Origin of the sequence: Halopseudomonas maritima (assembly GCF_021545785.1) — a bacterium.
In the GTDB taxonomy this organism is placed as follows: Bacteria; Pseudomonadota; Gammaproteobacteria; order Pseudomonadales; family Pseudomonadaceae; genus Halopseudomonas; species Halopseudomonas maritima.
The window spans coordinates 2,648,402-2,661,418 of sequence record NZ_CP079801.1 but is presented as its reverse complement, the minus strand read 5'-3'; the positions used below and the strand labels follow the sequence as shown (position 1 = coordinate 2,661,418).

The 13,017-nt window shown below is 62.5% G+C and carries 14 protein-coding genes and 1 tRNA gene; 9 read left to right on the top strand and 6 right to left on the bottom strand.

The genetic code is table 11. The features are described from left to right. Nucleotide 1 precedes the first annotated feature (1 nt). Nucleotides 2–547 carry a DUF2878 domain-containing protein gene (locus HV822_RS12260; RefSeq protein ID WP_238870380.1) on the top strand — a complete coding sequence of 182 codons (546 nt, stop codon included), beginning with the start codon at nucleotides 2–4 and terminating at the stop codon, nucleotides 545–547. A gap of 6 nt (nucleotides 548–553) precedes the next feature. Here HV822_RS12260 and HV822_RS12255 read toward each other — a convergent pair whose 3' ends face one another. The 6 genes from HV822_RS12255 to hemA all read right to left on the bottom strand — a co-directional run bounded on the left by HV822_RS12255 (nucleotide 554) and on the right by hemA (nucleotide 5,900). Then, the gene (locus HV822_RS12255) at nucleotides 554–1,018 is read right to left on the bottom strand and encodes an acyloxyacyl hydrolase (protein WP_238870377.1); all 465 of its coding nucleotides are present in this window, start codon (nucleotides 1,016–1,018) and stop codon (nucleotides 554–556) included. A gap of 150 nt (nucleotides 1,019–1,168) precedes the next feature. After that, nucleotides 1,169–1,954: a glutamate racemase gene (gene murI, locus HV822_RS12250; protein WP_238870376.1), complete on the bottom strand. Its 786-nt coding sequence runs from the start codon at nucleotides 1,952–1,954 to the stop codon at nucleotides 1,169–1,171. Next, entirely contained in the window at nucleotides 1,951–2,700 is a 750-nt protein-coding gene (moeB, locus tag HV822_RS12245; protein ID WP_238870374.1) for a molybdopterin-synthase adenylyltransferase MoeB, read from the bottom strand. Before moeB ends, murI begins: the two co-directional genes overlap by 4 nt. Beyond that, the gene (gene prmC / locus HV822_RS12240; RefSeq protein ID WP_238870372.1) at nucleotides 2,693–3,526 is read right to left on the bottom strand and encodes a peptide chain release factor N(5)-glutamine methyltransferase; all 834 of its coding nucleotides are present in this window, start codon (nucleotides 3,524–3,526) and stop codon (nucleotides 2,693–2,695) included. The genes moeB and prmC overlap by 8 nt, the downstream gene beginning before the upstream one ends. Continuing rightward, nucleotides 3,523–4,608, bottom strand: a complete 1,086-nt coding sequence (gene prfA, locus HV822_RS12235) for a peptide chain release factor 1 (RefSeq protein WP_238870371.1) — start codon at nucleotides 4,606–4,608, stop codon at nucleotides 3,523–3,525. Before prfA ends, prmC begins: the two co-directional genes overlap by 4 nt. Beyond that, nucleotides 4,605–5,900, bottom strand: a complete 1,296-nt coding sequence (gene hemA / locus HV822_RS12230) for a glutamyl-tRNA reductase (protein WP_238870369.1) — start codon at nucleotides 5,898–5,900, stop codon at nucleotides 4,605–4,607. Before hemA ends, prfA begins: the two co-directional genes overlap by 4 nt. Nucleotides 5,901–6,134: 234 nt before the next feature. Here hemA and HV822_RS12225 point away from each other — a divergent pair, with 234 nt between their 5' ends. The 8 genes from HV822_RS12225 to ychF all read left to right on the top strand — a co-directional run bounded on the left by HV822_RS12225 (nucleotide 6,135) and on the right by ychF (nucleotide 12,990). After that, nucleotides 6,135–7,868, top strand: a complete 1,734-nt coding sequence (locus tag HV822_RS12225) for a tetratricopeptide repeat protein (protein WP_238870367.1) — start codon at nucleotides 6,135–6,137, stop codon at nucleotides 7,866–7,868. 3 nt (nucleotides 7,869–7,871) lie between these two features. Beyond that, on the top strand, nucleotides 7,872–8,489 hold the full coding sequence (gene lolB / locus HV822_RS12220; RefSeq protein WP_238870365.1) for a lipoprotein insertase outer membrane protein LolB: 618 nt from the start codon (nucleotides 7,872–7,874) through the stop codon (nucleotides 8,487–8,489). Continuing rightward, nucleotides 8,486–9,337, top strand: coding sequence for a 4-(cytidine 5'-diphospho)-2-C-methyl-D-erythritol kinase (ispE, locus tag HV822_RS12215; RefSeq protein ID WP_238870363.1), 852 nt, complete (start codon nucleotides 8,486–8,488; stop codon nucleotides 9,335–9,337). Before lolB ends, ispE begins: the two co-directional genes overlap by 4 nt. 29 nt (nucleotides 9,338–9,366) lie before the next feature. Next, a tRNA-Gln gene (locus HV822_RS12210) sits at nucleotides 9,367–9,441 on the top strand. Nucleotides 9,442–9,563: 122 nt separating this feature from the next. Beyond that, entirely contained in the window at nucleotides 9,564–10,505 is a 942-nt protein-coding gene (locus HV822_RS12205) for a ribose-phosphate pyrophosphokinase (RefSeq protein ID WP_083726082.1), read from the top strand. Between the two features lie 92 nt (nucleotides 10,506–10,597). Further along, complete coding sequence (locus HV822_RS12200; protein ID WP_238870361.1) at nucleotides 10,598–11,230, top strand: 50S ribosomal protein L25/general stress protein Ctc; 633 nt, start codon at nucleotides 10,598–10,600, stop codon at nucleotides 11,228–11,230. Between the two features lie 46 nt (nucleotides 11,231–11,276). Then, complete coding sequence (gene pth, locus HV822_RS12195; RefSeq protein ID WP_238873597.1) at nucleotides 11,277–11,852, top strand: aminoacyl-tRNA hydrolase; 576 nt, start codon at nucleotides 11,277–11,279, stop codon at nucleotides 11,850–11,852. A 37-nt stretch (nucleotides 11,853–11,889) separates the two neighbouring features. Continuing rightward, the gene (gene ychF, locus HV822_RS12190; RefSeq protein ID WP_238870359.1) at nucleotides 11,890–12,990 is read left to right on the top strand and encodes a redox-regulated ATPase YchF; all 1,101 of its coding nucleotides are present in this window, start codon (nucleotides 11,890–11,892) and stop codon (nucleotides 12,988–12,990) included. The last annotated feature ends 27 nt before the right edge of the window (nucleotides 12,991–13,017 follow it).

Below are 13,017 nucleotides of genomic sequence, written 5' to 3'. Positions count from 1 at the left end.
TATGCCTGATCGGCGACTGATCGCCAACGCCGTACTCTTTCAGCTTGGCTGGTTAGCCTGTGTACTAGGCGGCACCAGCATCTGGCTGGCGGTACCCGTGGTGGCGCTGCTGGTGCATTTTTTCTGGACCAGCAGCTGGGCTGCCGAAGGCAAGTTGGTGGTGTCGGTCATGCTGGCCGGGGCAGCGCTGGATTCATTCCTGCTGCAACTGGGCGTGCTGCAGTTCGCCGGGCAAGAGACCCTGGTGCCGCTCTGGCTGGTATTGCTGTGGGCACTGCTGGCGACTACCCTCAATCACTGCCTGAGCTGGACCGCCCAGCCAATCTGGCGTGCAGCGCTGTTGGGGGCGATTGGCGGGCCACTGAGTTACCTGGCCGGCGCGCGCCTGGCGGAGGTCAGCCTGCCGCTGGGCCAAATGAACACGGCGTTGTTGCTTGGCGGGATTTGGGCACTGGTGATGCCCGTGCTGCACGGGTTCGCCCACCTTTACCGTGAACAGTACCGCATGCAGCAACTGGCCAGGAAGCATCGAGGCGATGCTTCCTGATACCCATCAGATGGGGTGACGGTAGTAAACAGCCGCCTTGTTGACGCCCTGGTTAGGCTCTTCGATACCGGCGTTGGAGTAATGGTAGTAACGCAGACCGACTTCAGCACCCGAGGTAAAGCGCAGGCCCGCCCCGAGGCGGTCTTCAAACTGGAAATTGGAGCCCAGGTCACGGCGATTATCCAGGTCGGACTCGCTGAACACTGCAGCCCCGATACCCGCCTCCAGGAACGGCGTGACACCACCGTTGCCCGGGAAGCTCAGGGTAAACATCGGAGTCAGGCTCAGGCTATCCGAGTCCAGCCCACTCCAGTGTGTGTAACCGGCGTCCCAGTAACCACCCAGCACGGCACCACCGCCATCGCTTTGCCACAGGGTGCGGCCAAAGTCGAACTGCAGACCAAGGCGCAGGGTGTCGGTCGACTCGTTGGTGTGACCCCCTTCCAGGGTAATGCCATCCACAGCGTACACGGATGAACTACAAGCCATAATCGACAGCATACTTCCGATTATCAACGAACGTCTCATGGCGTCTTCTTCCTTATTTATCGACAAATCACGCAGAATAGACTGCGAAATAACGCAAAGTTCTCCCAACAGGTCTTCCTGTACCGCACCGACTCAAACCGGCAGGGCGGCAACCACCCCGGGGCTGCCCCAGAGCGCTGGCAACACCGCCTGCATCTGTTGCGGACTACCACTGCTCCAGAAACCGACCGTCGCGCCACCAGTCTCACGCAGCAAGCCACTGTCGGTCAGTCGCACCTGCACCTGACGGGCCACCGCCTCACCGGTATCGACAACCTTAATACCGGCTGGCAATAACTGACCAAGCAGGGGCTTGAGGAAAGGATAGTGGGTGCAGCCGAGGATCAGGGTGTCACAATCGGCCGCCAGCAGCGGCTGCAGGTATTGCTGCAATAAGGCCCGCACCTGCGGCCCCTGCAGATCACCACGCTCCACGCACTCAACCAGCCCCGGGCAGGGCTGCGATAGCACCTGCACATCGCGTGCGAAGCGATCCAGTAAAGCGGCGAAGGTAGCGCTTTGCAGTGTGCCGGTGGTGGCTAGCACGCCTACCCGACCGTTGCGGGTGGCACAGGCAGCCGGCTTGACGGCCGGTTCCATACCGATGATGGGCATATCGAACGTACCGCGCAGCTCGTTCACCGCCGCCACCGTGGCGGTGTTGCACGCCAGCACCAGCGAACGGGCACCCTGGGCAATCAGAAACTCGGCGATACGCCGGCTGCGCAGGCGGATCGCCTCGGGTGGTTTCTCGCCATAGGGCACGTGACCGCTGTCGGCGACGTAGAGCAGGTCCGCATCGGGCAGCAGGCGGCGAATCTCGCGCAACACCGACAACCCGCCAACCCCGGAATCGAATACCCCAATCGGCGCACTCACGCGGCGGCTCCGCAACAGTTGCAGGCCGGATCGCGACGCACGCGCAGCTCGCGGAAGCGGGAGTCCAGCGCGTCGATCAGCAGCAAACGCCCAACCAGCGGCTCACCAAAGCCGACCAGCAGTTTAAGCGCCTCCAGCGCCTGCAAGCTGCCAACCAGCCCAACCAGCGGCCCAACCACGCCAGCCTCACTGCAGCTCAGCGCCTGCTCATCACCCTCACCGTACAGGCACTGGTAGCACGGGCTATCCTCACGGCGCGGGTCAAACACACTGAGCTGCCCTTCCAGACGGATCGCCGCCCCTGACACCAGAGGCTTGCCGAGCTGCACACAGGCGGCATTGACCGCATGGCGGGTGGCAAAATTGTCGGAGCAGTCGAGCACCAGATCCACCTCTCCCACCGCCTGCTGCAACGCAGCGCCAGCCAACGCCGAGGGCAGCTGCCGGCACTCGACCTGCGGGTTGATGGCCGCTACCCGCTCGGCCGCCGAGGCTACCTTGTCCCGGCCGATATCCGCGGCGTGATGAATGACCTGCCGCTGCAGATTGCTCAAGTCCACCTGGTCCGGGTCCGCCAGCAGCAATTGGCCAACCCCGGCAGCGGCCAGATACAAGGCCACCGGCGAGCCCAGCCCGCCCACACCGACCACCAGCACGCGACTGTTCAGCAGTCGCTGCTGACCTTCGATGTCAATTTGCGGCAGCAGAATCTGCCGACTGTAGCGCAACAGCTGTTGATCATCCACGCCATAGCCCCCCGGTCACCCGTTGCTGGCCGCCCAGATCGCGCCAGCTCTCAATCTGCTCAAATCCGCGTTCAGCCAGCAGCAGCGCAACGTCATCGGCCTGCTGCCAGCCATGCTCAAACAGCAGCCAGCCGCCCGGTTGCAGGTAATCAGGCGCCAGCTGCACCAGGCCGCGAATATCATCCAGGCCGTCAGCACCGCTAACCAGTGCACTGCCCGGCTCAAAGCGTACATCACCCTGCTGCAGGTGCGGGTCATCTGCGGCAATGTAAGGCGGGTTGGAGACAATCAGGTCAAAGCGCTGCCCGGCCAGCGCACTGAACCAGTCGCTGCACACAAAACTGGCGTTGCCAATCTGCAGACGCTCGGCATTACCACGCGCTAGCACCACAGCCTCAGCAACGCGGTCCACCCCGGTGAGCTGCCAGTACGGGCGCTCAACTGCCAACGCCAGGGCGATGGCGCCTGTGCCGGTACCCAGGTCAAGCACGCTGGCTGCCGCCTGCGGCCCCAGCTCCAGCGCCACCTCGACCAGCCGTTCGGTATCCGGACGCGGAATCAGCGTGCTCTGGCTAACCTGCAATTGCAGACTCCAGAAGCCTTGCTCGCCCAGCAGATAGGCGACGGGCACGCCGCTACGGCGCTGGCTCAGGAGCTGCTCGAACTGGCGCAGCTGGTCGGCGTCCGGTCGACGCTCAGGCCAGGTACGCAAGTAGGTACGGGGTTTGCCAATGACATGGCAGAGCAGCAACTCAGCGTCGAGCCGCGCGCTATCCGAGTCAGGCAGCTCAATGCTGGCCAGCAGCTCGGCCAGGGTCGGCGTCATGCCGACTCCAGCGCTGCCAGCTGATCAGCCTGGTACTCACGCAGCAGCGGCTCGATCACGTTATCGAGGTTGCCGGTAATCACTTCATCCAGGCTGTAGAGGGTCAGGTTGATGCGGTGATCGGTCACCCGGCCCTGCGGAAAGTTATAGGTGCGGATACGCTCGGAGCGGTCCCCTGAGCCCACCAGAGAACGGCGGGTGTCGGACAGCTCCTTCTCCTGCGCGTCGCGCTGCTGATTCACCAGCTTGGCCTGCAGCAGGCTCATGGCGCGGGCGCGGTTCTTGTGCTGCGAGCGCTCGTCCTGGCACTCGACCACGATGCCAGTCGGCAGGTGGGTCAAGCGGATTGCCGAGTCGGTTTTGTTGACGTGCTGGCCGCCAGCCCCGGAAGCGCGGTAGGTGTCTACGCGCAGGTCAGCCGGATTGATCTCGATCTCGGCCTGCTCATCCATTTCCGGCAGGATGGCCACGGTGCAGGCGGAGGTGTGAATACGCCCCTGCGACTCGGTCTCCGGCACCCGCTGTACACGGTGCGCACCGGACTCAAACTTGAGCTTGGCATACACCGACTGCCCTTCGACGCGGGCGATAACTTCTTTATAACCACCGTGCTCGCCCTGGTTTTCCGACAACACTTCGACGCGCCAGCCCTGACGCTCGGCGTAGCGGCTGTACATGCGGAACAGGTCACCGGAGAAGATCGCCGCTTCATCACCGCCGGTGCCTGCGCGAATTTCCAGAAACACGTTGCGGTCGTCGTTCGGGTCTTTCGGCAACAGCAGGCGGTTCAGCTCTTCTTCCAGCTCGGTCAGTTGCGCCGTGCTGGTTGCCAGGTCGTCCTCAGCCATTTCGCGCAGGTCGGGATCGCTGTCTTTCAGCAGGCTGCGCGCCTCTTCAATGTCGTCCTGCACCCGGCGCCACTGGGCGTAGCATTTAACCGTGCCTTCCAGCTCGGCGTACTCCTTGGAGTAACTGCGAAAACGCGGCTGATCGCTGATCACCTCGGCGTCGCTGAGTAGCGCTGCCAATTCTTCAAAACGCTCGCCAAGGGCGTCCAGCCGGTTCAACAGGGATGCTTTCATGAGTCGCCTTGTGCCTTGGTGGTGCTATTGCCCGGTGCGCTGTCGCCCAGTGCAAAGAGTTCCTGGGCCAGCGCCAGGGCTTCCACCCGGCCCTGCGCCGTCATCTGTTTGAGCTGCACGCTGGGGTCGTGCAGCAACTTGTTGGTCAGCATGCGCGCCATTTCTGCCATCACCTGCGCCGGATCCGCGCCGCGCTGCAACTTTTGCAAAGCGCGCTGCAGCTCCAGGTCACGGGTCTGCTCCGCCTTCTGCCGGTAGCTGCGCAGCACATCTACTGCCGCCAACCCACGCAGGCGCTGCATGAACTCGCCAGTACCCAGCTCAATCAGCCGTTCAGCCGCCTCGGCCGCGCCCTGACGCGAGCGCCGGTTTTCCTCGATCACCTCGTGCAGATCGTCGACGGTGTACAGATAGACGTCAGACAGGTCGCCCACCTCCGGCTCAATGTCCCGCGGCACCGCAATATCGACCATGAACATCGGCTTGTGCCGGCGCTGCTTCAGCGCCCGCTCCACGGCCCCCTTGCCGAGAATCGGCAGCGGGCTGGCGGTTGAACTGATGATCACGTCGCACTCGGCGAGAATGTCGGGGATCTGCGTCAATACGATGGCCTGACCACCCAGCGGCTCGCTCAGCAACTCAGCCCGCTGCAAGGTGCGGTTGGCAACGATAATGCGGCCTACGCCCTGCTCGAACAGGTGACGGGCCACCAGCCCAATGGTTTCGCCAGCGCCGATCAGCAGCGCGGTGCTGCGGCGCAGGTCGGCAAAGATCTGACGCGCCAGGCTCACCGCCGCAAAGGCTACCGACACCGGGTTTTCACCAATCGCCGTATCGGTACGCACCTGCTTGGCCATGCTGAAGGTGCTCTGGAAAAGTCGATCCAGATAGGGGCCGAGAGTGCCGGCAGTACGCGCCGTCTGCCAGGCGTCCTTCATTTGCCCAAGAATCTGCGGCTCGCCCAGCACCAGCGAATCCAGCCCGGCCGCAACCCGCATCATATGGTTCACCGCGCCAGCGTCCTGATGCAAATAGCTGGAACGGCGAATCTCATCTGCGGTCATACCGTGAAAGCGGGCCACCCAATCAACCAGTCGCTCGGCGTCGAGCCGATCCTGAGCGCAGTACAGCTCGGTGCGGTTGCAGGTAGAAAGGATAGCGACCTCGTCAGCGCCAGCCTCGGCGCGCAGGCGCTGCAGGGCATCGGGCAGCTGCTCGGGCGAAAAGGCCACGCGCTCGCGTACCTCAACCCCTGCGGTCCGATGATTGATGCCCAGTGCAATGAAACCCATGATGCCTCGTATTGCGAGAACGGAGCTGCTGCCAAAAACGTGCAATTGTCCTATGTTAGTTCAAGCCAATCAATCGCCAGATGCCCGCAGCGACGCTCGGCACCGGCGACAGATCGCCGCGCAGGCCTCTGCCAGCCGCTGGGTTTGCCCGCACGCCTGTGTCATGATGAGCCCTGCCGTCAGGCGCCCGCCGGCGCCAGCAAGGCAGGTCAACCGTTCCGCATGAGATTTCCTATGAAGGTGTTTTCCGCGTCAACCCTGCCCGCCCTGCTCACCGCCGGACTGCTGCTCGGTGGCTGCACCAGCCTGTCCAAGCCTTCTGCACCAGCCGCACCCAGCACCGCGCCAACCGCCATCGAAGAACCGGAAACCGATACCCCGGTAACCTACGGCCGCTTCCAGCAGGACACCCTGTACGAGTTGCTGACCGCCGAGATCGCCGGGCAACGCAACCGTTTTGATCTGGCTCTGGACAACTACCTGCGCCAGGCCCGCAGCACCCGCGACGCCGGCATTAGTGAACGCGCTATGCGCGTGGCAGAGTTTCTGGGCAACGAGCCCGCAGCTCTGGAGATGGCCCGCCTATGGGTAGAGGTCGCACCGCAGGACCCGGAAGCCCTGCGCTCAGCGGCCATTCACCTAGCCCGCACCGGTCGCCACGAGCAGGCCATGGACATGATGCAGCGTGCGCTGGAGCTGCATGGTGAAACCCATTTCGACTTTCTTGCTCTGGCCGCGGCCGATACCGATGCGACCACCCGCAACGCGCTACTCGACAGCCTCGAGCGCATGACCCAGCGCTTCCCGGACAACACCCAACTGGTGTTCGCCCGAGCCCTGCTACTGCAGCAGGCCGGCCGCAGCACTGAAGCACTGGCGCTGCTGGAAGATCATCCGCGCACCGACGATGCACCGCCCGCCATCCTGCTGCACAGCCGCCTGGTGGCCGAGTATGACAGCGAGGAGGCGGCCGACATTCTTTACCGCGGGCTGGAGAAATTTCCGGATGACACGCGCCTGCGTCTCATGCTGGCCCGCACTCTGGTCAGCGAAGCCGACTTTGAAGCAGCCCGAGTACAATACGAGAAGCTCGCCCGCGACAACCCCGACGAGCCCGACCTGCAACTCTCTCTCGGCCTGATCGAACTGGAACTCGGACACGCCAGCGACGCCGTCATCCACCTGCAAAACACGCTGCAATTAGCGCCGGGCAACAATACCGCACGCTACCATCTGGGCAACGCCTATCTGGCTGCAGACCGTCCTGAAGACGCCCTGCTGACCTGGCAGAGCATCGACAACGGCACCGAACTGCTCACCTCAAGGGTGCAGATAGCCCGCCTGCTACTGGAACAGGAGCGCCCAGCCGCCCTGCAAGCACAACTGCAACAGGATCGCTACCAGCACCCGCAACATGGCCTGGCCCTGTTCCAGATAGAAATAGAAGCGCTGCTCCCGGCCCATCCGGAGCTGGCCATCCAGCAGGCCAACGCCGCCCTGCAGGCCTACCCCAACGACAGCAACCTGCTTTATAGCCGCGCCATGCTGCATGAAATGCTCGGTAATCCGCGCGGCCTGGAAGAAGACCTGGGCGACATCATCGCCCGCGAGCCGGACAACGCCATGGCACTCAACGCCCTGGGCTACACCCTGGCCGACCGCAACGAACGCCTGGACGAAGCGCTGGACCTCATCAAGCGCGCCGCCGCACTGGACCCAAGCGACCCCGCCATTCAGGACAGCCTGGGCTGGGTCTACTACCGCCTGGGTGACCTGGACCGTGCCGAAGCCCTGCTGCGCGACGCCTACGCCGCCTACCCGGACCAGGAAGTCGCCGCCCACCTGGGCGAGGTGCTCTGGCGCCAGGGCAAGAAACGCGAAGCCCGCAAGGTCTGGCGCGAGGCGCTGGAACACAGCCCCGACAGCCAATTGATCCCCGCCACCCGCGACCGCCTGGAAGCCGAATAAGCCATGCCCCTGCTGCACCGCACCCTACTGGCCTGCCTGCTGCTGACCCTGACTGCCTGCAGCAGCCTGCATCAACGCGAAACCCTCGAACTGGGCGGCGACGAAGCCGCCTGGAAAACCCACCGCAGCAGCGTCGAGCCCATCGACAGCTGGATTTTGCAGGGCAAGCTGGGCATCCGCAGCCCGCAGGAGTCCGGCAGCGGCACCCTGTTCTGGCTGCAGCGTCAGCACTATTACGATATCCGCCTGTCCGGCCCGCTCGGCCGCGGCGCCACGCGCATCCAGGGCGACCGCCAGCAGACCACACTGGAGATCGCCGGTCGCGCCCCCGTCACCGCCGACTCCGCCGAACAGCTGGTAGAGGAGCAAATTGGCTGGCGCCTGCCGGTCGACCATCTGCTCTGGTGGGTACGCGGCCTGCCGGCACCGGATTCGCCCAGCAACCTGCAACTGGACAGCAGCAGCCGCCTTGGCCGTCTCAGCCAAAGCGGCTGGACCGTCGAATACAGCCGCTACCAGCAGGTAAACGGCGTGCAGCTGCCGCAACGTCTGCAAATCTCCGGTCACGACCTGCTGCTGACCCTGGTGGTCACCGAATGGAAACCAGGCCTCAACGAATGAACAGCACCACACTTAGCCTGCCCGCCCCCGCCAAACTGAATCTGTTCCTGCACATCACCGGTCGCCGTGCCAATGGCTACCACGAACTGCAGACTCTGTTTCAATTTCTCGACTACGGCGACACCCTGCACTTCAGCCCGAGAGAAGACGGGCAGCTGAACCTGCTGACCGAGCTGGCCGGGGTCAACGCCGAGGACAACCTGATCATCCGCGCCGCGCGCCTGCTGCGCGAAGCCAGCGGCTGCCAGCTCGGCGCCGACATTCGCCTGGACAAGATTCTGCCCATGGGCGGCGGCATTGGCGGCGGCAGCTCCGATGCCGCCACAACGCTTCTGGGTCTCAACCAGTTATGGCAAACCGGCCTGAGCCTTGAGCAACTGGCCGAGCTGGGCATCCGCCTGGGCGCCGACGTGCCGGTATTCGTGCACGGCAAGGCCGCCTGGGCCGAAGGCGTCGGCGAAAAACTGACCCCGGTCGAGCTGGATGAACCCTGGTTTCTGGTGGTTGCGCCGGCCTGTCACGTCAGCACCGCAGAAATTTTTTCCGACCAGAGGTTGACGCGCGATACATCGCCCATTACATTAGCGGCCTTCCGTGAGGTCGGTGGTCGGAATGACTGCTTGCCGGTTGTCACAACGCGTTACCCTGAAATTCGTAACACGTTGATCTTGCTAAACAAATATTGTGAGGCTAAGATGACCGGGACTGGCAGTTGCTTGTTTGGGGCCTTCCCAAACGAACGCGAAGCTGATAAAGTTCGCGCCCGGTTGCCAGCCACACTGCGAAGTTTTGTAGCAAGAGGTTGTAACGTTTCACCGTTACACCGCGAACTGCAAAAGCAAGCATGACGGATGCAGCCGTGCATCCGGACAGATACAGGGGCGTCGCCAAGCGGTAAGGCAGCAGGTTTTGATCCTGCCATGCGTTGGTTCGAATCCAGCCGCCCCTGCCATTTTTCTCTCCGGCAGCAATCACGTACAGAACAGATTCATGTCTGACTGGTTGAGGCCTCCCCCGGCATTCCCGCAGATCTGAATCTTCCGCCCAGACCGCTACCCAAAAAGGTAATGCTGCGTGTCCAAGATGATGGTTTTTACGGGGAACGCCAACCCCGATCTGGCACGGCGCGTCGTGCGTCAACTGCACATTCCGCTCGGCGACGCTACCGTCGGCCGGTTCAGCGACGGTGAAGTCAACGTTGAACTGAACGAAAATGTACGCGGCAAGGACGTCTTCATTCTTCAGCCCACCTGCGCACCGACCAACGACAACCTGATGGAACTGGTGGTCATGGCCGATGCATTGCGTCGCTCCTCCGCGTCGCGCGTTACCGCAGTGGTGCCCTACTTCGGCTACGCCCGTCAGGACCGTCGCCCGCGCTCGGCCCGTGTGGCCATCAGCGCCAAGGTAGTAGCCGACATGCTCGACACCGTTGGTGTTGACCGTCTGCTCACCGTTGACCTGCACGCTGACCAGATCCAGGGCTTCTTTGATATCCCGGTCGACAACATCTACGGCTCGCCCGTACTGATTGACGACATTCAGGATCAACGCTTCGACAACCTGATGATTGTCTCGCCTGACATCGGCGGCGTAGTTCGCGCCCGTGCCGTTGCCAAGAGCCTCGGCGTTGACCTGGCGATCATCGACAAGCGTCGCCCCAAGGCCAACCAGTCTGAAGTGATGCACATCATCGGTGACGTTGAAGGCCGCACCTGTGTACTGGTCGATGACATGGTCGATACCGCCGGCACCCTGTGCCACGCGGCCAAGGCCCTGAAAGACCACGGCGCCGCCCAGGTCTATGCCTACTGCACACACCCGATCCTGTCGGGCAAGGCGATCGAGAACATTACCAATTCCGTGCTGGATGAGCTGGTGGTGACCAACACCATTCCGCTGAGCCCGGCCGCTGAAGCCTGCGAGCGCATCCGCCAGCTGGATATGGCCCCGATTGTGGCCGAAGCCATGCGCCGCATCAGCAACGAAGAATCCATCAGCGCGATGTTCCGTTAAGGAACCCGCGCTGGTTTACGCCCAACAAGGGCACAACCCTTCGCTCGACGCACTGGTCGCAAGTGCCCGGGTGAATTAGCAAGGAGACTACAATGGTCGACTTCTCTCTGAATGCGAATGCGCGTAACGACCTGGGGAAAGGTGCGAGCCGCCGCCTGCGTCGTAACGCTGATCTGGTCCCGGCAATCGTTTACGGTGGCGACAAGGCTCCGCAAAACATCGCCCTGGCAGCTCGCGAACTGAAAAAAGCGCTGGAAAACGAAGCTTTCTACTCCCACGTCATCAAGCTGTCCATCGACGGCAAGAAAGAAGACGTGCTGCTGAAAGCCCTGCAACGTCACCCGGCCAAGCCGGTCATCATGCACGCTGACTTCCTGCGCGTTGTTGCTGGCCACGAAGTTACCGTCCACGTTCCGCTGCACTTCATCAACGAAGACAGCTGCGTTGGCGTCAAGAAGAGCGGTGGCGTGATCTCCCACACCATGACCGACGTTGAAGTGAACTGCCTGCCGAAAGACCTGCCGGAGTTCATCGAAGTCGACATGGCTGGCGTTGATCTGAACCAGATCGTTCACCTGTCTGATCTGAAACTGCCGAAAGGCGTTAGCATTCCGGTTCTGGCTCAGGGTGCTGACCACGACCTGCCGGTTGCCAACGTTCACGCTGCTCGCGTTGCCGCTGCTGACGACGCGCCGGCTGCCGAAGGCGAGGAGTCCGCGGAGTAATCTCCCGTACGACTTCTGAAGAGGGGCGCCCGTTGTGACGCAGGGAATCAAGTTGATTGCAGGATTGGGAAACCCCGGTCCGGAATACGAACTGACCCGCCACAACGCTGGCGCCCTTTTTGTTGAGCGCCTGGCCGCACGGTACAACACCAGCCTGCGACCGGAGAGCAAGTTTTTTGGCCTGACTGCACGCATCAGCGTGGCCGGTCAGGATGTTCGCCTGATTATCCCCACCACCTTTATGAACCGCAGCGGGCAGGCTGTTGCCGCGCTGGCGAGCTTCTATCGCATTGCACCCGAAGAAATTCTGATTGCCCACGACGAGCTGGATTTGCCGCCGGGCGTGGTCAAGTGCAAGAAAGGTGGCGGACACGGCGGGCACAACGGTTTGCGCGACATCATCGCCAAACTGGGTAACAACAACGCATTTCACCGCCTGCGCCTGGGTATTGGCCACCCCGGCCACAGCTCGCAGGTGACCGGCTTTGTGTTGGGGCGAGCGCCCCGCGCCGAGCAGGACGCACTGGATGCCTGCATCGACGAAGCCATTGGCGAACTGCCCGGCATGATCGAAGGCAACTGGACCGCCGTCATGCAACGCCTGCACAGCTTCAAGGCCTGAATCTCATTGCGCCGAACCATCGGCAGAGGACAACACCATGGGTTTTAACTGCGGCATCGTCGGCCTGCCCAACGTCGGCAAATCCACTCTGTTCAATGCCCTGACCAAGGCCGGCATTGGCGCCGAGAACTTCCCCTTCTGTACCATCGAGCCCAACAGCGGCGTGGTGCCCATGCCCGATGCCCGCCTGGACGCCCTGGCCGCCATCGTCAAGCCCGAGAAGGTCATCCCGACCAGCATGGAATTTGTCGACATCGCAGGTCTGGTGGAAGGCGCGTCCAAAGGTGAAGGCCTGGGCAACAAGTTCCTGGCCAACATTCGCGAGACCGACGCCATTGCCCATGTGGTGCGCTGCTTTGAAGACGAGAACGTGATTCACGTCTCCAACAGCGTCAACCCGCGCCGCGATATCGAAACCATCGACCTGGAGCTGATTTTCGCCGACCTGGAAAGCTGCGAGAAGCAGCTGCAGCGCGTTGCCCGCAACGCCAAGGGTGGCGACAAGGAAGCCGTAGCGCAAAAGGCGCTGCTGGAACAGCTGATCCCGCACTTTGAAGACGGCAAGCCCGCCCGCTCCCTGCTGAAAGACCTCAGCCCGGAAGAGCGCCAGCTGGCCAAGGGTTTCCACCTGCTGACCAACAAGCCGGTCATGTACATCGCCAACGTCTCCGAAGAAGGCTTTGAGGATAACCCGCACCTGGACGTGGTGCGTGAGATCGCCGCCGAAGAAGGTGCCGTGGTGGTGCCGGTGTGCAACAAGATCGAAGCAGAAATCGCCGAACTGGATGACGACGAGGAAAAGCAGATGTTCCTCGAAACCATGGGCATGGAAGAGCCTGGCCTGAACCGCGTGATCCGCGCCGGTTACGAGCTGCTGGGCCTGCAGACCTACTTCACCGCTGGCGTGAAGGAAGTCCGCGCCTGGACCGTGAAGATCGGCGCCACCGCGCCGCAAGCGGCTGCCGTTATTCACACCGACTTTGAGAAGGGCTTCATCCGCGCCGAAGTGGTCGCCTACAACGACTTCATTCAGTACAACGGCGAGAGCGGTGCCAAGGAAGCCGGCAAGTGGCGCCTGGAAGGCAAAGAGTACATCGTCAAAGATGGCGATGTGATGCACTTCCGCTTCAACGTCTGAGCAGACATTAAGATCCTATCGGATCCT